The sequence below is a fragment of the Pseudomonas sp. PSB11 genome, from assembly GCF_014596605.1.
In the GTDB taxonomy this organism is placed as follows: Bacteria; Pseudomonadota; Gammaproteobacteria; order Pseudomonadales; family Pseudomonadaceae; genus Aquipseudomonas; species Aquipseudomonas umsongensis.
Map to the genome: position 1 here is coordinate 144,146 of NZ_NOIO01000003.1, position 18,094 is coordinate 162,239.

Annotated in this window: 21 protein-coding genes; 20 read left to right on the forward strand and 1 reads right to left on the reverse strand. The window is 59.5% G+C overall.

Annotation, left to right across the window (positions count from 1 at the left end):
- Positions 1 to 315: 315 nt before the first annotated feature.
- From rluC to CGA21_RS05665, 3 genes are read left to right on the forward strand one after another with little or no spacing between them, the layout of a single operon-like run.
- Entirely contained in the window at positions 316 to 1,278 is a 963-nt protein-coding gene (gene rluC / locus CGA21_RS05655) for a 23S rRNA pseudouridine(955/2504/2580) synthase RluC (RefSeq protein WP_033041019.1), read from the forward strand.
- Complete coding sequence (locus CGA21_RS05660; RefSeq protein WP_110754134.1) at positions 1,265 to 1,927, forward strand: HAD-IA family hydrolase; 663 nt, start codon at positions 1,265 to 1,267, stop codon at positions 1,925 to 1,927. The genes rluC and CGA21_RS05660 overlap by 14 nt, the downstream gene beginning before the upstream one ends.
- Before the next feature lie 24 nt (positions 1,928 to 1,951).
- On the forward strand, positions 1,952 to 2,941 hold the full coding sequence (locus tag CGA21_RS05665; RefSeq protein WP_188263749.1) for a S49 family peptidase: 990 nt from the start codon (positions 1,952 to 1,954) through the stop codon (positions 2,939 to 2,941).
- Positions 2,942 to 3,027: 86 nt separating this feature from the next.
- Here CGA21_RS05665 and CGA21_RS05670 read toward each other — a convergent pair whose 3' ends face one another.
- Positions 3,028 to 3,606 (reverse strand): Maf family protein, encoded by a 579-nt coding sequence (locus CGA21_RS05670; RefSeq protein WP_020799933.1) that lies wholly within the window; start codon positions 3,604 to 3,606, stop codon positions 3,028 to 3,030.
- 105 nt (positions 3,607 to 3,711) lie between these two features.
- Here CGA21_RS05670 and CGA21_RS05675 point away from each other — a divergent pair, with 105 nt between their 5' ends.
- From CGA21_RS05675 to CGA21_RS05755, 17 genes are all read left to right on the forward strand, one after another.
- The gene (locus CGA21_RS05675; protein ID WP_007942001.1) at positions 3,712 to 4,239 is read left to right on the forward strand and encodes a YceD family protein; all 528 of its coding nucleotides are present in this window, start codon (positions 3,712 to 3,714) and stop codon (positions 4,237 to 4,239) included.
- A 13-nt stretch (positions 4,240 to 4,252) separates the two neighbouring features.
- Positions 4,253 to 4,435: a 50S ribosomal protein L32 gene (gene rpmF / locus CGA21_RS05680; RefSeq protein WP_003179396.1), complete on the forward strand. Its 183-nt coding sequence runs from the start codon at positions 4,253 to 4,255 to the stop codon at positions 4,433 to 4,435.
- 4 nt (positions 4,436 to 4,439) lie between these two features.
- Positions 4,440 to 5,450 (forward strand): phosphate acyltransferase PlsX, encoded by a 1,011-nt coding sequence (gene plsX, locus CGA21_RS05685; protein ID WP_110754130.1) that lies wholly within the window; start codon positions 4,440 to 4,442, stop codon positions 5,448 to 5,450.
- A gap of 126 nt (positions 5,451 to 5,576) precedes the next feature.
- Positions 5,577 to 6,515 carry an ACP S-malonyltransferase gene (gene fabD, locus CGA21_RS05690; RefSeq protein ID WP_188263750.1) on the forward strand — a complete coding sequence of 313 codons (939 nt, stop codon included), beginning with the start codon at positions 5,577 to 5,579 and terminating at the stop codon, positions 6,513 to 6,515.
- Between the two features lie 16 nt (positions 6,516 to 6,531).
- The gene (gene fabG / locus CGA21_RS05695; RefSeq protein ID WP_020799936.1) at positions 6,532 to 7,275 is read left to right on the forward strand and encodes a 3-oxoacyl-ACP reductase FabG; all 744 of its coding nucleotides are present in this window, start codon (positions 6,532 to 6,534) and stop codon (positions 7,273 to 7,275) included.
- A 191-nt stretch (positions 7,276 to 7,466) separates the two neighbouring features.
- Entirely contained in the window at positions 7,467 to 7,703 is a 237-nt protein-coding gene (gene acpP / locus CGA21_RS05700) for an acyl carrier protein (RefSeq protein WP_003175607.1), read from the forward strand.
- A 109-nt stretch (positions 7,704 to 7,812) separates the two neighbouring features.
- Positions 7,813 to 9,057: a beta-ketoacyl-ACP synthase II gene (fabF, locus tag CGA21_RS05705; RefSeq protein ID WP_033043585.1), complete on the forward strand. Its 1,245-nt coding sequence runs from the start codon at positions 7,813 to 7,815 to the stop codon at positions 9,055 to 9,057.
- Complete coding sequence (pabC, locus tag CGA21_RS05710; RefSeq protein WP_188263751.1) at positions 9,057 to 9,872, forward strand: aminodeoxychorismate lyase; 816 nt, start codon at positions 9,057 to 9,059, stop codon at positions 9,870 to 9,872. Before fabF ends, pabC begins: the two co-directional genes overlap by 1 nt.
- 3 nt (positions 9,873 to 9,875) lie before the next feature.
- Positions 9,876 to 11,165 carry an endolytic transglycosylase MltG gene (mltG, locus tag CGA21_RS05715; RefSeq protein ID WP_188263752.1) on the forward strand — a complete coding sequence of 430 codons (1,290 nt, stop codon included), beginning with the start codon at positions 9,876 to 9,878 and terminating at the stop codon, positions 11,163 to 11,165.
- Between the two features lie 19 nt (positions 11,166 to 11,184).
- On the forward strand, positions 11,185 to 11,817 hold the full coding sequence (gene tmk / locus CGA21_RS05720) for a dTMP kinase (RefSeq protein WP_020799940.1): 633 nt from the start codon (positions 11,185 to 11,187) through the stop codon (positions 11,815 to 11,817).
- Positions 11,810 to 12,796, forward strand: a complete 987-nt coding sequence (locus tag CGA21_RS05725) for a DNA polymerase III subunit delta' (RefSeq protein WP_188263753.1) — start codon at positions 11,810 to 11,812, stop codon at positions 12,794 to 12,796. The genes tmk and CGA21_RS05725 overlap by 8 nt, the downstream gene beginning before the upstream one ends.
- Before the next feature lie 131 nt (positions 12,797 to 12,927).
- The gene (locus tag CGA21_RS05730) at positions 12,928 to 13,713 is read left to right on the forward strand and encodes a TatD family hydrolase (RefSeq protein WP_188263754.1); all 786 of its coding nucleotides are present in this window, start codon (positions 12,928 to 12,930) and stop codon (positions 13,711 to 13,713) included.
- A 342-nt stretch (positions 13,714 to 14,055) separates the two neighbouring features.
- Positions 14,056 to 14,694 carry a TetR/AcrR family transcriptional regulator gene (locus tag CGA21_RS05735; RefSeq protein ID WP_007945721.1) on the forward strand — a complete coding sequence of 213 codons (639 nt, stop codon included), beginning with the start codon at positions 14,056 to 14,058 and terminating at the stop codon, positions 14,692 to 14,694.
- 138 nt (positions 14,695 to 14,832) lie between these two features.
- Entirely contained in the window at positions 14,833 to 15,801 is a 969-nt protein-coding gene (locus tag CGA21_RS05740) for a GTP 3',8-cyclase MoaA (RefSeq protein ID WP_020799943.1), read from the forward strand.
- Positions 15,802 to 15,970: 169 nt separating this feature from the next.
- Positions 15,971 to 16,579 carry a DUF4823 domain-containing protein gene (locus CGA21_RS05745; RefSeq protein ID WP_110754116.1) on the forward strand — a complete coding sequence of 203 codons (609 nt, stop codon included), beginning with the start codon at positions 15,971 to 15,973 and terminating at the stop codon, positions 16,577 to 16,579.
- Between the two features lie 16 nt (positions 16,580 to 16,595).
- Positions 16,596 to 17,156, forward strand: a complete 561-nt coding sequence (locus CGA21_RS05750; RefSeq protein WP_110754113.1) for a DUF1285 domain-containing protein — start codon at positions 16,596 to 16,598, stop codon at positions 17,154 to 17,156.
- Positions 17,157 to 17,349: 193 nt separating this feature from the next.
- Positions 17,350 to 18,066 (forward strand): FadR/GntR family transcriptional regulator, encoded by a 717-nt coding sequence (locus tag CGA21_RS05755; RefSeq protein WP_110754111.1) that lies wholly within the window; start codon positions 17,350 to 17,352, stop codon positions 18,064 to 18,066.
- Positions 18,067 to 18,094: the final 28 nt, after the last annotated feature.

Here is an 18,094-nt window from a genome sequence, read left to right on the forward strand (position 1 = left end):
AAGCGTTTCGCTCGGGGTCATCCGCAGCTGACTGCACTTTGTGAACTGGCCATGAATATTGGCTCGAAAAGCGAGTGGAAACTCTGCTTTGCGGTTTGATTCAGGCCTCATGTCACCTGCGCTTGTTACAGTTGCAAACTCCACCGTTACGTAGCGAAAACCCCGTAGGACGGCCTCGCGTCCTGGTGAATTGCGTTGGTCAGGGCCGGTTTTTGACCGTTGGTCCGCTGGCCAGGCCGCTTTTGGCGGCGTTCGCGACTATAGCAGCAATGATTAAGTGCTTCAATTCCATAAAAAATTGTTATCATCCGCGCCATGACGACGACTACCCCCCCGACTCCAGGCGTACAACTGCTTGAGGTCTCGCCGGAATATGCCGGCCAACGTATTGATAACTTCCTTCTCGCTCGGCTCAAAGGCGTGCCCAAGACCTTGATTTACCGCATTTTGCGTAAAGGCGAAGTGCGAGTGAACAAGGGTCGGATCAAGCCCGAATACAAGCTGCAGGCGGGCGATATCGTGCGCGTGCCGCCGGTGCGCGTGCCTGAGCGCGACGAGCCGGTGCCGCTGGCCCAAGGGCTGTTGCAGCGCCTGGAAGCCTCGATTGTCTTTGAAGACAAGGCCCTGATCGTGATCAACAAGCCCGCGGGCATTGCGGTTCACGGTGGTAGCGGGCTGACCTTCGGGGTGATCGAAGCCTTCCGTCAGTTGCGCCCCGATTGCAAGGAGCTTGAGCTGGTTCACCGCCTCGACCGTGATACGTCGGGCCTGTTGATGATCGCCAAGAAGCGCAGCATGTTGCGCCACCTGCACACCGCTTTGCGCGGTGATGGCGTCGACAAGCGCTACATGGCGCTGGTGCGCGGTAACTGGGCGAGCTCGATCAAGCAGGTTCGTGCGGCGCTGGGCAAGAGCAACCTGCGCTCCGGCGAGCGCATGGTCGAGGTCGACGAAGAGGAGGGCAAGGAGTCCGTGACCGTGTTCAAGGTCCTGCGCCGCTTCGGTGACTTTGCCACCCTGATCGAAGCCAAGCCGATCACTGGCCGGACTCACCAGATCCGTGTGCATACCCTGCACGCCGGGCATTGCATCGCTGGTGACAGCAAGTATGGTGACGAAGGTTTCAGCAAGGAAATTCGCGATCTGGGCGGTAAGCGCCTGTTCCTGCATGCCTACATGCTGACCGTGCCGTTGCCGGATGGTGGCGAATTGAAATTGCAGGCGCCTGTCGACGAAATGTGGGCTAAAACCGTGGAGCGCCTGAGTGCACCCATCTGATTACAAGCTGCTGATATTCGATTGGGACGGCACGCTGGCCGATTCCATTGGTCGGATTGTCGAGGCGATGCACGTGGCGTCGCAGCGGTCCGGGTTCGAGCAGTGCGATGATCTTGCCGTCAAAGGCATCATCGGCCTGGGCCTGCCGGAGGCGATTCGTACCCTGTATCCGCAAATCGGCGATGCCGAACTTGTAGCGTTTCGTCAGCACTACGCCGATCACTACATCGCCTCGGAGGCGGTACCATCGCCCTTGTTCGAGGGTGTGGTCGAGTCGCTCGAAGCGTTTCGTGCCGAGGGCTATCACCTGGCCGTGGCCACGGGCAAGGCCCGTCGCGGGCTGGATCGGGTGCTGAAGTCTCACGGTTGGGAAAATTATTTCGATATCACCCGGGCCGCCGACGAGACGGCCAGCAAGCCCCATCCGCTGATGCTTGAGCAGATACTGGCGCATTGTGATGTGCGTGCGGATCAGGCCCTGATGGTTGGCGACTCGTCCTTCGATCTGCAGATGGCACGCAACGCCGGCATGGATTCGGTGGCGGTCAGCTACGGCGCGCAATCGATTGAAGCGCTGAAGCTGTTCGAGCCACGACTGGCTATCGATCGTTTTTCACAATTGCACGCCTGGCTGGGTCAGCGGGCCTAATACGTTTTTGCTGGGGTAAATGGCATGGCCGACGAATGGAAAGCGCCCGCCAAGGCGAGCGCAGAGAGCGGTGACGAAAAAAGCTGGAAGCTGTTGGAGAAGACCCTGCTGGCTGGTGTGCAGGAGCAGCGTCGCTCCCGGCGTTGGGGGATTTTCTTCAAGTTGTTGACCTTCGTGTACCTGTTTGTCGCATTGGCGCTGTTTACGCCCCTGATGGATATCGAGAAGGCTGCAACCCGCAGTGGCAACTACACCGCGTTGATCGACATCGATGGCATGATCGCCGACAAGGAGCCGGCCAGTGCCGACAACATCGTCGGTAGCCTGCGGGCCGCCTTCGAAGACGACAAGGTCAAGGGTGTCATCCTGCGCATCAATAGCCCGGGCGGCAGTCCGGTGCAGTCAGGCTATGTCTATGACGAGATCCGCCGGCTGCGTGGTCTGCATCCGGATACCAAGCTTTACGCGGTGATTTCCGACCTGGGCGCTTCCGGTGCGTATTACATTGCCAGTGCAGCGGACCAGATCTATGCCGACAAGGCGAGCCTGGTGGGCTCCATCGGGGTAACGGCAGCCGGCTACGGGTTTGTCGGCACCATGGAGAAGCTGGGAGTGGAGCGTCGCACCTACACCTCGGGCGAGCACAAATCCTTCCTCGATCCGTTCCAGCCGCAGAAGCCTGAAGAAACGGCGTTCTGGCAGGGCGTGCTCGATACCACCCACAAGCAGTTCATCAATAGCGTCAAGCAGGGTCGTGGCGATCGCCTGAAGGACAAGGAGCATCCAGAGCTGTTCTCTGGGCTGGTCTGGTCGGGTGAGCAGGCGCTGCCGCTGGGCTTGATCGACGGCCTGGGTAATGCCAGTTATGTCGCGCGGGATGTGATCGGCGAAAAAGAGCTGGTGGACTTCACCGTTCAGGAATCGCCGTTCGATCGCTTCTCGAAAAAGCTCGGCGCCAGCGTGGCCGAGCATCTGGCGATGTGGATGGGGTTTAACGGTCCGTCGTTGCGTTAAGTTTTTTAAAGTCAAAAGATCGCAGCCTGCGGCAGCTCCTACACCGATCACCTGTAGGAGCTGCCGCAGGCTGCGATCTTTTGCTTTTAGGGGATTTGCACGCCTTCGGTTAGAAGCATATCGACAAGGCGAATCAACGGCAGGCCGACAAGGCTGGTAGCGTCGGGGCCCTCGGTGCTCTGAAACAGGCTTACCCCCAACCCTTCGGCCTTGAAACTGCCAGCACAGTCGTAGGGTTGTTCGGCGCGCAGGTAGCGTTCGATGCGTTCACTGTCGAGTGTGCGCATGTGCACCGTGAAGGGCACGCAGTCGACCTGGCAGTGGCCGGTCTGGCTATTCAGCAGGGCGAGCCCGGTCAGGAACGTCACGCTGGCGCCGCTTGCCGCCAGCAGTTGCTCGCGGGCCTTTTCGAAGGTGTGGGGCTTGCCGACGATTCGCTCGCCAAGCACCGCGACCTGGTCTGAGCCGATAATCAGATGAGCGGTATGGCTGGCGGCCAGTGCGCGTGCTTTCTCTTCGGCGAGGCGTTTGACCAGCTCGACGGCGGATTCACCGAGGCGATGGCTTTCATCGATGTCCGGCGAGCTGCAGCTGAATGGCAGCTGCAAGCGGGCCAGCAAATCCCGGCGATAAACCGAGCTTGAAGCGAGTAATAAAGGCAGCATGCGCAACTCCAAATGGCAGGCATGAATTCTATCGGGGCTTCCAAGTGACGGACAGGGCTGAATTTCCTTTGACATGGGCGGGTGCATCCCTATAATGCTGCGCCTATGTTGAATGACCCGATTCCACCTCACGTTGACCCGCGCAAATTGGCTGATCGTGGCACCACCCTCCAAGGTGAAATGCTGCTGGCCGATTTGGAGAGACTCTGCGACCCGCTTTCCGACAATGTCGGTACGGTGCAGGCTAAATTCGTTTTTGAACGAGATGAACGTAAATCTGTGGTCATCCACAGCTTTATCGACACTGAAGTCAAAATGGTTTGCCAGCGTTGTCTTGAGCTGGTCACCCTGCCGATCCATAGCGAATGCAGTTACGCTGTGGTGAAGGAGGGTGCGAATACCCAGTCGTTGCCGAAAGGTTATGACGTGCTGGAACTGGGCGAAGATCCATTGGATCTGCAGTCACTGATCGAGGAGGAGCTTCTGCTCGCCTTGCCCATTGTGCCTGCTCATCATCCGGAAGAATGCCAGCAGCCGGCGGGAGCAGATGAGCCCGAACCGAGCGAGGACGAGGTAACGCGGTCCAACCCGTTCAGTGTATTGGCGCAGTTAAAGCGTGACCCAAACGTTTAGGAGTTAATCAATTATGGCTGTTCAGCAGAACAAAAAATCCCGCTCTGCCCGTGACATGCGCCGTTCGCACGACGCTCTCGAGGCTAGCACCCTGTCTGTAGAAAAAACCACCGGTGAAGTTCACCTGCGTCACCACGTATCGCCAGAAGGCGTATACCGTGGCCGTAAAGTGATCGACAAGGGCGCTGACGAGTAATCACTTGTCCGCTCAAGTCATCGCGATTGACGCAATGGGCGGGGACTTCGGTCCCCGCAGCATTGTCCAGGCCAGTCTTGCTTGCCTGTCTGCCACGCCCTCGCTGTCCCTGACCCTCGTCGGTCAACCCTCCCTCCTTGAAGAATTGATCGCTGGCCAATCGGCTGTGGATCGCGCGCGCCTGTCGATTACTCCGGCGTCCGAAGTCATCACCATGGACGAAAAACCTGCCCAGGCCCTGCGTGGCAAGCCCGACTCGTCGATGCGCGTGGCGCTTGAGTTGCTGCGCGATGGCAAGGTCCAGGCGTGTGTCAGTGCCGGTAATACCGGGGCCCTGATGGCGCTGTCGCGCTTTGTGCTCAAGACCTTGCCGGGCATTGATCGGCCGGCCATGGTAGCGGCGATCCCGACGCAGAAAGGTTACTGCCAGTTGCTCGACCTGGGCGCCAATGTCGATTGCAGCGCCGAGCATCTGTTGCAGTTTGCAGTGATGGGCTCGGTTGCCGCCGAGACCCTGGGCATCGTGCGTCCGCGCGTCGCATTGCTGAACATCGGCACCGAGGACATCAAGGGCAATCAGCAGGTCAAGCTGGCCGCGACCTTGCTGCAAAGTGCCCGTGGCATCAATTACATCGGTTTTGTCGAGGGCGACGGGTTGTACCGTGGCGAAGCGGATGTGGTGGTGTGCGACGGTTTTGTCGGCAACATCCTGCTCAAGTCCAGCGAAGGCCTGGCCACCATGATTGCCGGGCGCATCGAGGCGTTGTTCAAGAAGAACCTGCCATCACGCATGGTGGGAGCGTTAGCCTTGCCCCTGATGAAGCGCTTGCAAGCCGACCTCGCCCCGGCTCGGCATAACGGAGCGAGCTTTCTCGGCTTGCAGGGAATTGTCGTAAAAAGTCACGGATCTGCAGGGGTTCAGGGCTTTCAAAGCGCCATTTCCCGTGCTCTGATCGAGATCCAGGAAAACCTGCCGGAACGTATCCACGGTCGTCTGGAGGATTTGTTGCTTTAGGCGTTTTCGTCGGACAATGCTTAAATGTGACCGCTTGGTTCAAATGGCCATCCAACTCTCAGTTTCTTGCGTCCCCCTGAGCGGGACGTCAATTCTCCGACGACAAGATCATTAGGGGCTTGTTACATGTCTGCTTCCCTCGCATTCGTCTTTCCGGGACAGGGTTCGCAGTCCCTCGGCATGCTGGCCGAGTTGGGCGCGCAACACCCGGTCGTCCTCGACACGTTCAAAGAAGCTTCCGATGCCCTGGGTTACGACCTGTGGGCACTGACCCAGCAAGGGCCGGAAGAACAACTCAACCAGACCGATAAGACCCAGCCGGCCATTTTGACCGCTTCGATCGCCCTGTGGCGTCTGTGGTTGGCTGAAGGCGGCGCGCGCCCGGCGTATGTGGCCGGTCACAGCCTGGGCGAATACAGTGCCTTGGTCGCTGCTGGCAGCCTGAGCCTGGCTGATGCGGTGAAACTCGTCGAACGTCGTGGCCAACTGATGCAGGAAGCCGTTCCTGCAGGGCAGGGCGGCATGGCTGCCATCCTCGGCCTGGAAGACGCTGACGTACTGGCTGCCTGTGCCGAAGCGGCACAAGGCGAAGTGGTCAGCGCGGTCAACTTCAACTCCCCGGGGCAAGTGGTCATTGCCGGTGCCAAGGCAGCGGTCGAGCGTGCCATTGAAGGCTGCAAGGCACGTGGCGCCAAACGCGCCATGCCGTTGCCAGTCAGCGTGCCGTCGCACTGCGAACTGATGCGTCCGGCAGCCGAGCGTTTCGCCGAATCGATCGCCGCGATCGATTGGCAGGCTCCGCAGATCCTGGTAGTACAGAACGTCAGCGCCCAGGTGCCGGCGGATCTGGAAACCCTCAAGCGTGATCTGCTCGAGCAACTGTACAAGCCAGTACGCTGGGTAGAATCCGTACAGACCCTGGCCGCCAAAGGCGCGACCAATCTGGTCGAATGCGGCCCGGGCAAGGTACTGGCCGGTCTGAACAAGCGCTGCGCCGAAGGCGTATCGACTTCCAATCTCAATACCCCAGACGCTTTCGCTGCCGCCCGTGCAGCGCTGGCCTGAATCAGGAGAAGCTTGCATGAGTCTGCAAGGTAAAGTTGCACTGGTCACCGGCGCGAGCCGCGGCATCGGCCAGGCTATCGCCCTGGAATTGGGTCGTCAGGGCGCCATCGTTGTAGGCACCGCGACCTCCGCTTCTGGTGCCGAGCGCATTGCCGCCACTTTGAAGGAAAACGGCATTCAGGGCACTGGCCTTGAGCTCAATGTCACCAGCGACGAGTCCGTGGCGGCTGTCCTGGCGACCATTCAGGCGCAGTTCGGTGCCCCGGCGATCCTGGTCAATAATGCCGGCATCACCCGTGATAACCTGATGATGCGCATGAAAGACGACGAGTGGCATGACGTGGTCGATACCAACCTGAACAGTCTGTTCCGCCTGTCCAAGGGCGTTTTGCGCGGTATGACCAAGGCCCGTTGGGGACGAATTATCAGTATTGGCTCGGTTGTGGGTGCCATGGGCAACGCAGGCCAAGTAAACTACGCTGCCGCCAAGGCCGGCCTGGAAGGTTTCAGCCGCTCTCTGGCGCGTGAAGTCGGTTCGCGTTCGATTACGGTAAACTCGGTAACCCCTGGGTTCATCGATACCGATATGACCCGCGAACTGCCCGAGGCACAGCGTGAAGCCTTGCAGACGCAGATTCCGCTGGGTCGTCTGGGGCAAGCTCAAGAGATCGCGTCGGTGGTCGCTTTTCTTGCGTCGGACGGTGCGGCTTACGTTACTGGGGCTACAATCCCGGTGAACGGCGGGATGTACATGAGTTAAATGTGACGGATCGTTTCAAAAAAATGTCATACGAGCTGTCTAAAATCCGTTATAAAGCTGCAATCTATTTATAGGCAGTGGGTCACCGGGTTTGAGGAGCGAAGCTTTCAGTTGAAAAGCTGAAAAGTCTTTCTATACACTTACCCACTGGCCAGCTGCCTGAATTTGTCCATTAGGAGTGAAAACAAGGTATGAGCACCATCGAAGAGCGCGTCAAGAAAATCGTTGCCGAGCAACTGGGCGTTAAAGAAGAAGAAGTGGTCAACACTGCTTCCTTCGTTGAAGACCTGGGTGCCGACTCCCTTGACACCGTTGAGCTGGTGATGGCTCTGGAAGAGGAATTCGAGACCGAAATCCCTGACGAAGAAGCTGAGAAGATCACTACCGTACAAGCTGCAATCGACTACGTAACTAGCCACCAGGCGTAATAGTTTGTAATCGTTGCTCGCTGTCATGGAAAAACCGCACTGCCATCATGGCGTGCGGTTTTTTCTTTAGGCCTGATGCAAAGTCGTCATTTGAAAAAAGGAGAGTGCTGTGTCGCGTAGACGCGTCGTAGTCACCGGTATGGGTATGTTGTCGCCACTGGGCACGGATGTGCCGAGCAGCTGGCAGGGCATTCTGGCTGGCCGCAGTGGCATTGGTCTGATCGAACACACCGACCTTTCTGCCTATTCCACCCGTTTTGGCGGCTCGGTAAAGGACTTCAAAGTCGAGGATTACCTGTCGGTCAAGGAAGCTCGCAAGCTCGACCTGTTCATTCAGTACGGTCTGGCGGCAGGTTTTCAGGCAGTGCGCAATGCCGGTCTGGAAGTGACCGACGCCAATCGCGAGCGCATCGGCGTGGCCATGGGTTCGGGCATCGGTGGACTGACCAACATTGAAGAAACCAGTCGCACCTTGCATGAGACCGGTCCGCGACGGATTTCCCCGTTCTTCGTGCCTGGCTCGATCATCAATATGATTTCCGGCTTCCTGTCCATCCACCTGGGCGCACAGGGGCCTAACTATGCCATCGCCACGGCGTGTACCACCGGTACGCACTGCATCGGCATGGCTGCTCGCAACATCATGTACGACGAAGCCGATGTGATGATCGCCGGCGGTGCCGAAATGGCCGCCTGCGGCCTGGGCATGGGTGGTTTCGGCGCTTCCCGCGCGCTGTCGACCCGCAACGACGAGCCGACCCGCGCCAGCCGCCCGTGGGACAAGGGCCGAGATGGCTTCGTATTGTCCAATGGCGCCGGTGCGCTGGTGCTGGAAGAGCTGGAACACGCCAAGGCCCGTGGCGCTACCATCTATGCCGAACTGATCGGTTTCGGTACCAGCGGCGATGCCTACCACATGACTTCGCCGCCAGCCGATGGCGCGGGGGCTGCACGTTGCATCACCAATGCGCTGCGTGATGCCAGGATCAATGGCGATCAGGTGCAGTACATCAACGCCCACGGTACCTCGACGCCGGCTGGCGACCTTGCTGAAGTCAATGCGATCAAGTCGGTGTTTGGCGAGCACGCCTACAAGTTGGCCGTCAGCTCGACCAAGTCGATGACCGGTCACTTGCTGGGTGCGGCGGGCGCGGTCGAAGCCATCTTCAGCGTGCTGGCGATCAATAGCCAGGTAGCGCCACCGACCATCAACCTCGATGAGCCGGACGAAGGCTGCGACCTCGACTTCGTGCCGCACACCGCGCGCAACATGGATATTGATGTGGTCGTGTCCAACTCCTTCGGCTTTGGCGGCACCAACGGCTCGCTGGTGTTTCGCCGGTTTGCAGGCTGATGGACAGCTGGGTCGACGGTCAGCCGGCTGACGCATTGTCGCTGAAGGATCGCGGCCTGGCCTACGGCGACGGTCTGTTCGAGACCATCGCCGTGCATGATGGCTTTCCGGTCCTGCTGGATCGTCATCTGGTGCGGCTGGCCAAGGGGTGCCGTCGGTTGGCAATCAATCTGGATCATGCTGCCGTGGTTTCGGAGGTGTTGACCTATGCCGAGCAACTGAACGACGGCGTGCTCAAACTGATCATTACCCGCGGCGACAGCCTGCGCGGTTACGCTTTCGATCCTTCGGCCCAGGCTCGTCGTATCCTGTCGGGTAATCCTCCCGCGGTTTACCCGGATGCCCATGCGGAGCAGGGCATTCGCCTGTTCCCGTGCACCACGCGACTTTCCTTTCAACCCCTTCTTGCGGGTCTCAAGCACTTGAACCGTCTTGAGCAGGTGATGGCGCGTGCCGAATGGCAGGACACCGAACATGCCGAAGGCTTGATGCTCGATCAGGCCGGTCGCGTCATCGAGGGCGTTTTCAGCAACCTGTTCCTGGTGCATGACGGCGTGTTGATCACCGCAGATTTGAGCAACTGCGGCGTAGAAGGTGTGATGCGTGCCGAATTATTGTCTCAGGCCGAATCTTTGGGTATCCCCCTGCAAATCACCGATATCACGCTTGAGCAGCTGCAAGGCGCTGACGAAGTTTTTGTCTGTAACAGCGTGTATGGCGTTTGGCCGGTGCGCGCCTATGCCGCACTGAGCTGGCCGGTTGGGCCGCTCACCCGTAAACTCCAAACCATTGCCCGCGCGCTACTGGATGCTTGATACGTGAGACGTAAATTCTTGCTGCTGCTGGAAACCGGACTGGTTCTGGCGGGGCTGATGTTAGGTGCTTCTGCCTGGAAAATTCATTCGGCGCTGGTACAGCCGCTGAATATCAAACAGGAAGAATTGCTGGAGGTGCCCAAGGGCACTACCCCGAACCGCACTTTCCTGCGGATGGAAGCCGACGGCGTCATCAAGGACGCGTTCTGGCTGCGCGTCTACTGGCGCTTCAATTTGCCCAAGCAGCCGTTGCACAGCGGCGAGTACCGCATGACGCCCGGCATGACCGTCGAAGGTCTGATCGATCTGTGGAAGCGCGGGGAAATGGTGCAATACAGCCTGACCCTGGTCGAAGGCTGGAATTTCCACCAGGTCCGTGCGGCCCTGGCCAAGGAAGAAAAGCTCGAGCAAACCTTGAAAGGCCTGAGCGACAGCCAGGTCATGGACAGGCTCGGCCATAGCGGGATTTTTCCCGAGGGACGATTCTTTCCCGACACTTATCGCTTCGTGCGTGGCATGACCGACGCCGAATTGCTCAAAACCGCTTACCAGCGCCTCGACGACGTGCTGGCCAAGGAGTGGAGTCAGCGTGCCGCCGACCTGCCTTACACCGGTCCCTATCAAGCCCTGATCATGGCCTCGCTGGTGGAGAAGGAAACCGGCGTGCCGCAGGAGCGCGGGCAAATCGCCGGCGTGTTCGTGCGTCGGATGGAGATCGGCATGCTGTTGCAGACAGACCCAACGGTGATCTATGGCCTGGGTGACCGTTACAACGGCAAGCTGACTCGCGCCCATCTCAAGGAGGCGACCCCCTACAACACCTATATGATTTCCGGCCTGCCGCCGACACCGATTGCCATGGTCGGCCGCGAAGCCATCCACGCTGCACTCAATCCGGTGGAGGGCACCAGCCTCTACTTTGTCGCTCGCGGCGACGGCAGCCATGTGTTCTCCGATGATCTGGACGCGCACAACAGTGCCGTGCGAGAGTTCCAGCTCAAGCGTCGCGCCGATTACCGCTCCAGTCCGGCGCCGGTGGGCTCGCCCGAAACGCCGGATACCCAGGCGTCGCCAACCGATGCACCGCCAATGGAGGTGCCGCAAACGGAAACTGCGCAACCCGAGGCTTCCGAAGCCCATCCCCCTGTCCCGGCGGCTTCGCCCGACTCAGCGCCAGAATCAGCGCCCGAGGCTGCATCTGCGGTTCCCGCGCAAGATCCCGTGCCTGAACCTGCTGCAACGCCGGAACCGCAATCCGAGCCGAATACAACACCACCGCAAAGCCCGCAATGAATCTGACTAAGGACTGCCTGTGACTGGCTTGTTTATTACGCTGGAAGGCCCGGAAGGCGCCGGCAAGAGCACCAATCGCGAATACCTGGCCGAACGCCTGCGCGCTGCCGGTATCGAGGTGCTGCTGACCCGCGAACCGGGCGGCACGCCGCTGGCCGAACGCATTCGCGAAGTGCTATTGGCCCCGGTCGATGAGGTGATGAACCCGGACACTGAGCTGTTGCTGGTGTTCGCGGCGCGCGCCCAGCACTTGGCCGAAGTCATTCGCCCGGCACTGGCCCGCGGTGCCGTGGTGTTATGTGATCGTTTCACCGATTCGACCTACGCCTACCAGGGCGGTGGCCGCGGCTTGTCGCTGGAGCGTATTGCGACGCTGGAAACCTTTGTCCAAGGCGACCTGCGCCCTGACCTGACGTTGATTTTCGACCTGCCGGTGGAAGTGGGGCTGGCGCGCGCCAGTGCCCGTGGACGCCTGGATCGCTTTGAGCTCGAGGGCCGGGCCTTTTTCGATGCCGTGCGCAGCGCATTCCTCAAGCGCGCAGCGGCAGAGCCTGCGCGGTACGTGCTGATCGACGCCGCGCAACCGTTGGCGCAAGTCCAGCAATCCCTGGATGCCTTGCTGCCACGCCTGTTGGAGCTGAGCCGTGGCTGAAGCCTATCCATGGCAAGACAGCCTCTGGCAGCAACTGGCGGGTCGTGCGCAACACGCCCATGCCTATTTGCTGCATGGCCCGGCCGGAATCGGCAAGCGGGCCCTGGCCGAACGCTTGATGGCCAGTTTGCTGTGCCAGCGTCCGACCCCGCAGGGCGCTTGTGGCGAATGCAAGTCGTGCCTGTTGCTCAAGGCCGGCAGTCATCCCGACAACTACATCCTGGAGCCGGAAGAAGCCGACAAGGCAATCAAGGTCGACCAGGTGCGCGACCTGGTCAGTTTCGTGGTGCAGACCGCGCAACTGGGTGGGCGTAAAGTAGTGTTGATCGAGCCGGTCGAGTCGATGAACATCAATGCTGCCAACGCCTTGCTCAAAAGCCTGGAAGAACCGTCTGGCGACACGGTATTGCTATTGGTCAGCCACCAGCCCAGTCGTCTGTTGCCGACCATCAAGAGTCGCTGTGTGCAGCAAGCCTGTCCGCTGCCGGGCGAGGCCATGAGTCTGAACTGGCTGGCCACGGCCTTGCCGGACTGTTCGCCGCAAGAGCGCATCGAGTTGCTGACGCTGGCGGCCGGTTCGCCGTTGGCCGCCGTGAACCTGAACGCCCAGGGCGTGCGCGAGCAGCGCGCGCAAGTGGTCGATGGGGTGAAGAAGTTGCTCAAGCAGCAACAATCGCCGACACAGTTGGCCGAAGGCTGGAATGCAATTCCGTTGTTGCTGCTGTTCGACTGGTTCTGTGATTGGTCGAGCCTGATCCTGCGCTATCAGCTGACCCAGGATGAAGAAGGGTTGGGGCTGACGGACATGCGCAAGGTGATCCAGTATCTGGCGCAAAAAACCGCTCAGGACAAAGTCCTGAATATCCAGGACTGGATTCTCGCCCAGCGGCAGAAGGTGTTGAGCAAAGCCAACCTCAACCGAGTGTTGTTGCTGGAGGCGCTGCTGGTGCAATGGGCGACGCTGCCTACCCAGCGGTGACCGTCTGCGCCTGGACTCTGCATCAGCCATCATTGAAGGCGATAATATTACCTGCAGTCGAACCGAAACCTACCTGGCCGGACCCCTGAAACCCGACCGTCCCACTCATACGATGTAAGTTGCAGCCCTTTATGCTCGTAGATTCCCATTGTCACCTTGATCGCCTCGACCTTGCCGCCCATGACGGCTCGTTGGATGCCGCCCTGGATGCGGCCCGCCAGCGTGGGGTAGGGCACTTCCTGTGTATCGGCGTCAGCGCTGACAACGCGGCCGATGTCAAAGCCCTGGCCGAGCGCTATGACGATGTCGATTGCTCAGTCGGCGTGCATCCGCTGGATGTGCAGCCGGGGGCGGCGCCTGCCTTGGACTGGCTGTTGCACGAGCTCAACCATCCGCGCGTGGTGGCGATCGGTGAAACCGGTCTGGATTATCACTACGAGCCGGAAGCGGCCGCGTTGCAGCAGCAATCTTTCCGATTGCACCTGCAGGCGGCGCAACAGACCGGCAAGCCGGTGATCATCCATACTCGAGGCGCACGCGCCGATACCTTGAACCTGCTGCGTGAGGCGGCGCTGCCCCAGGCAGGCGTGCTGCACTGCTTCACCGAGGACTGGGAGATGGCGAAATCCGCCCTGGACATGGGTTACTACATTTCCCTGTCCGGGATTGTCACATTCCGCAACGCCGACGCGTTGCGCGATGTGGCAAGCAAGGTGCCGGCCGACCGTTTGCTGGTGGAAACCGACTCACCGTACCTGGCGCCGATCCCTTACCGTGGCAAGCCGAATCTGCCGCAGTACGTGCGCGAAGTAGCGGAATTTCTGGCAATGTTGCGGGGTGAGCCCTATGAGCGATTTGCCGAGCAGACCACTGAGAACTTCAAGCGGTTGTTTCCGTTGGCGCATGTAAAAGGTTAAATCGCAGGCAAAAAAAACCCGGGTTCTGGGGGGTGAATCCGGGTTAAGACCATTAGGAGTAAAACAATGGCACGCGGTCCGTTGGTACCAATATCGGCGTGACACTTGGGGGAGATGCCCCGCCGACAGTTCAAGTATTGATCAGTATTTCGCACCGTCCAGTTTGTAGGCCGTGGTTTTTAAACAAATTTGGAATACGGGCGCTTCAGAAGAGTTCTCATCAACGGACGATGTTGCGAGAAATCATCAAGAAACACAGATATGGTCGGATGATCCGTGCATTTTTGCGCAATTTAGGCATAATACGCGGCTTCGAATTTTGACCCCTACAGACCTTTTCTTATGCATAAAGAACCTCGTAAGGTCCGTGAGTTTCGTCGCCGCGAGCAAGAAATTCTCGATACCGCGCTCAAGCTGTTCCTCGACCAGGGTGAAGACAGTGTCACCGTCGAGATGATTGCTGATGCTGTCGGTATCGGCAAAGGCACGATCTACAAGCACTTCAAGTCCAAGGCCGAAATCTATCTGCGCCTGATGCTCGACTATGAGCGCGATTTGAACGAGCTGTTGCATTCGGCCGATGTCGACAAGGACAAGGAGGCCCTGTCCCGCGCCTATTTCGAATTCCGCATGCGCGACCCGCAGCGGTACCGGTTGTTTGACCGCCTGGAAGAAAAGGTCGTCAAGGGCAACCAGGTGCCGGAGATGGTCGAGGAGCTGCACAAGATCCGCGCCTCGAACTTCGAACGCTTGACCTTGCTTATCAAGGGCCGGATCAGCGAAGGCAAGCTTGAAGACGTGCCACCTTATTTCCATTATTGCGCGTCCTGGGCGCTGGTGCACGGAGCCGTAGCGCTCTACCACTCGCCGTTCTGGAGCAATGTGCTGGAAGACCAGGAAGGCTTCTTCCAGTTCCTGATGGACATCGGCGTGCGCATGGGCAACAAGCGCAAGCGGGACAGCGATACCCCGAGCAGTTGAGCCATTCGGCCGCCTTATTGCGCGTGATTTCGCTACATGGCGCAGCAGTGCAGGAATATACTCAGGCAGAGGGCTTGCTAAAACTTGATTTGTGAGTCAAGTTTTAGCAAGCCCGAATATTCTTGCGCCGGAGTGATCATGATCGTTGACCGACAAGGCAGGCGTTTCCGCAATTTGCGAGTCAGCCTGACCTCAGCCTGCAATTATGCTTGTACCTACTGCGTGCCCAACGGCAAGCGGCTGGTGGCTGCGCAGGATGAATTGTCGGCCGAAGCCATGGCGCGTGGCGTCGCCTACCTGATTGAAGCGGCGGGTATCGAGCGCTTGCGCATCACCGGTGGCGAACCGCTGGTCAGTCCGAAACTCGAAGCCTTCATGGCGGCCGTCGGCCAGATGGGGCTGCAGGACATCAGCCTGACCACCAACGGCCAGCTACTGGCGAAGAAGCTGCCGATCCTGGTGGATGCCGGCATTCGACGCATCAACGTTTCCCTCGATACCCTCGACGCCTCTGCGTTTCGCGGCATTGCCCGTGGCGGTGATCTGGCGACGGTGCTTGACGGCATGGACCAGGCCCGTGCAGCGGGCATGAAGGTCAAGGTCAACATGGTGCCGCTGCGCGGCCAGAACCTCGATCAGGTAATGCCGCTGCTCGATTATTGCCTGGAACGCGGTTATGAACTGCGCTTCATCGAGTTGATGCGCATGGGCCACCTGGCCAGCGACTCCAATGCCTTCCTGCAGCAGTTTGTCAGCCTGCAACAGCTGCTGGGCCTGATCGGCGAGCGTTATGAATATCTCCAGGCCGATGCGCCTGTCGATGCCACCGCTGTGCGTTATGAAATTCCGGGGCTGGGGCATTTCGGCGTGATAGCCAATGAAAGCGTGCCGTTCTGCCGCACCTGCTCCCGGTTGCGCCTGTCGTCCACGGGCTGGCTGCATGGCTGTTTGTCGTCAAGCAATCGCCACTATGTGGGCGATCTGCTGGACAAGCCGCGTCATCAAGCGTTGCCGGCGTTGCAACGACTGCTGGTGAAAGCCTTGGGTGACAAGCAGGAAGTGGCGTTTTCCGGTGGTGCCACCGTCATGAAGATTATCGGCGGCTGAGTCGGCCTCTTCGCGAGCAGGCTCGCTCCCACAGGTATGGCGCCAACCCTTGTGGGAGCGAGCCTGCTCGCGAATGCGATTTATCAAGCGGCGACGCACTTGAGCTGGCGTAAAAGCTGCATCCTAAGGCCATTCGCCGGTTTTCCGTCACCGGCCCCTGGAGGATAGGATGCGTAGCCTGGTTTTGCTGCTGGCCATTATGGCGCTCGGTGGCTGCATGAATGTCAGCGACATGGCCGAAGGGACTCGCTACCACATGAGTGACGCCGGCCTGCTGGACCACAGTGACAGCCGCCGGGTGAATAACCTGCGTATCCAGCCGGACTCGTTCGTCTACATTGCCCAGGGCGCCTTTATGCCGCCGGGCAGTGCCGTCTACCCGCGCCCCAATGTGATCGCCGAAGTCGCCTTCGATGGTTTCGTCGAGTATTTCCCGATGGTTCGCCGCGCCCGCACACCGCAAGGCCTTGACCAGGCCATGGGCGAAGCCCGTGCCGTCGGTGCCCACTACCTGCTCTATACCCGTTTCGCCAAGTCCGATGACCGCATTGGCAACTCGGATGAATGGCTGGATCAGGAGGCCCTGGATCGCCTTGGTATCGATACCGGCGTGATTCAGATCATGTTGATCGAGACCAGCACCCAGTATTTGATTGATACTGCACGTATCAACAGTCGTGGCGGTCTACTGACATTCCACGACGAAAAACCAGAAGACCTGATGGGCCCGCCGCTGCAGCAGTACGCGCGTAGCCTATTGGGGCTCAGCGACCAGTAATTTCAAGGAGAGCACCATGAGTGGCCCGCAAAAAGCCAATGACCTGCTGGGGCAAATCCCCAAGACCCAAGGCTTGCCACCGGTCCACCTGTGGAACCCCGATTTTTGCGGCGACATCGACATGCGCATCGCCCGCGACGGCACCTGGTATTACCTGGGCACGCCGATCGGACGCAAGCCGATGGTCAAGCTGTTCTCCACCATCATTCGCCGTGACGGTGATGATTACTTCCTCATCACTCCGGTCGAGAAGGTCGGGATCAAGGTAGACGATGCGCCCTTCGTGGCGATTGCGGTGGACGTGGAAGGCGAGGGCGAGGCGCAGGTGTTGCGCTTCACCACCAATGTCGACGAAACCACCGAGGCCGGTCCCGAGCACCCGATTCGCGTGGTGATCGATCCAGCCACTCAAGAGCCGGCGCCTTACGTGCATGTGCGCACCAATCTCGAAGCACTGATCCATCGCAATGTGTTCTACCAACTGGTAGAGCTGGCGGTGACGCGAGAGATCGACGGGCAGCGTTGGCTGGGCGTGTGGAGCGGTGGAGAGTTCTTCCCCATCGGCCTCGAACCCTGACCACAACACTGTGGGAGCGGGCTTGCTCCGGGCGGCGTTCCGACGAAGAGGACATAACATTCAATATCATTGTCGTCTGTCATGCCGCCTTCGCGAGCAAGCCCGCTCCCACATTGATCTTGAAAATTCGAATTGACAGCCAATCATATGATGATTAGCGTGGACACCCATCACAAACGGCTTTGAGGTGTCCATGTCCAGCAGTTTTCACGCCTCGACGGTTGATTGGCTGGGCTGCTGGATCGCTGCCCGGCACGTCAAGCCGGGGGAGACGCTCAAGGTCGAAGCTGACCTCGGCGAACAACTGGGTGTCAGTCGCACCGTTATCCGCGAAGCCATCAAGACCCTGGTCGCCAAGGGCATGCTCGAAGTCGGGCCTAAAGTCGGTACGCGGGTGTTGCCGGTGCGGCGCTGGAACCTCTTCGATCCGCAGGTCGTAGGCTGGCTGTCACGCAGCGGCTTGCCGGAAAATTTCGTCGATGACTTGCTCGACTTGCGCCGCACCATCGAACCGATGGCCGTGCGCTGGGCCTGCGAACGCGCAACCGCCGAACAGCTCGACGCCATTTCATTGGCCTACAACGCGTTGGCGCGGGCGGTGGACAGTGGCGTTGATTACAACCGCGCCGACCAGCTCTTCCACGAGTGCATTCTCGCTGCCAGCCACAATCAATTCATCGAGCAAATGGTCCCGGCCCTGGGCGCACTGTTGGCAGTGTGTTTCGAAGTGTCCGCCGCCGACCCCGACGAGCTGCGCCGCACCTTGCCCATTCATAAAGACATGGCCGACGCCATCGCCGCCCGGGACACCGCGCGGGGTGTGTGGGCCTGCATGACCCTGATCGATAACGCCGACCTGGCGATCAAGCGCTATTACCCGCAGGTCATGGCCGACAAAAAAGCCGGCTGACAACCTGTAGGAGCCGGCTTGCTGGCGA

What these genes read in the sequence shown, in the direction of transcription:
- rluC (WP_033041019.1), top strand. Translation starts at nt 316, where the DNA reads ATGACGACGACTACCCCCCCGACTCCAGGCGTACAACTGCTTGAGGTC.
- CGA21_RS05665 (WP_188263749.1), top strand. Translation starts at nt 1,952, where the DNA reads ATGGCCGACGAATGGAAAGCGCCCGCCAAGGCGAGCGCAGAGAGCGGT.
- CGA21_RS05670 (WP_020799933.1), bottom strand. Translation starts at nt 3,606, where the DNA reads ATGCTGCCTTTATTACTCGCTTCAAGCTCGGTTTATCGCCGGGATTTG.
- CGA21_RS05675 (WP_007942001.1), top strand. Translation starts at nt 3,712, where the DNA reads ATGTTGAATGACCCGATTCCACCTCACGTTGACCCGCGCAAATTGGCT.
- rpmF (WP_003179396.1), top strand. Translation starts at nt 4,253, where the DNA reads ATGGCTGTTCAGCAGAACAAAAAATCCCGCTCTGCCCGTGACATGCGC.
- fabD (WP_188263750.1), top strand. Translation starts at nt 5,577, where the DNA reads ATGTCTGCTTCCCTCGCATTCGTCTTTCCGGGACAGGGTTCGCAGTCC.
- fabG (WP_020799936.1), top strand. Translation starts at nt 6,532, where the DNA reads ATGAGTCTGCAAGGTAAAGTTGCACTGGTCACCGGCGCGAGCCGCGGC.
- acpP (WP_003175607.1), top strand. Translation starts at nt 7,467, where the DNA reads ATGAGCACCATCGAAGAGCGCGTCAAGAAAATCGTTGCCGAGCAACTG.
- pabC (WP_188263751.1), top strand. Translation starts at nt 9,057, where the DNA reads ATGGACAGCTGGGTCGACGGTCAGCCGGCTGACGCATTGTCGCTGAAG.
- CGA21_RS05730 (WP_188263754.1), top strand. Translation starts at nt 12,928, where the DNA reads ATGCTCGTAGATTCCCATTGTCACCTTGATCGCCTCGACCTTGCCGCC.
- CGA21_RS05735 (WP_007945721.1), top strand. Translation starts at nt 14,056, where the DNA reads ATGCATAAAGAACCTCGTAAGGTCCGTGAGTTTCGTCGCCGCGAGCAA.
- CGA21_RS05740 (WP_020799943.1), top strand. Translation starts at nt 14,833, where the DNA reads ATGATCGTTGACCGACAAGGCAGGCGTTTCCGCAATTTGCGAGTCAGC.
- CGA21_RS05745 (WP_110754116.1), top strand. Translation starts at nt 15,971, where the DNA reads ATGCGTAGCCTGGTTTTGCTGCTGGCCATTATGGCGCTCGGTGGCTGC.
- CGA21_RS05750 (WP_110754113.1), top strand. Translation starts at nt 16,596, where the DNA reads ATGAGTGGCCCGCAAAAAGCCAATGACCTGCTGGGGCAAATCCCCAAG.
- CGA21_RS05755 (WP_110754111.1), top strand. Translation starts at nt 17,350, where the DNA reads ATGTCCAGCAGTTTTCACGCCTCGACGGTTGATTGGCTGGGCTGCTGG.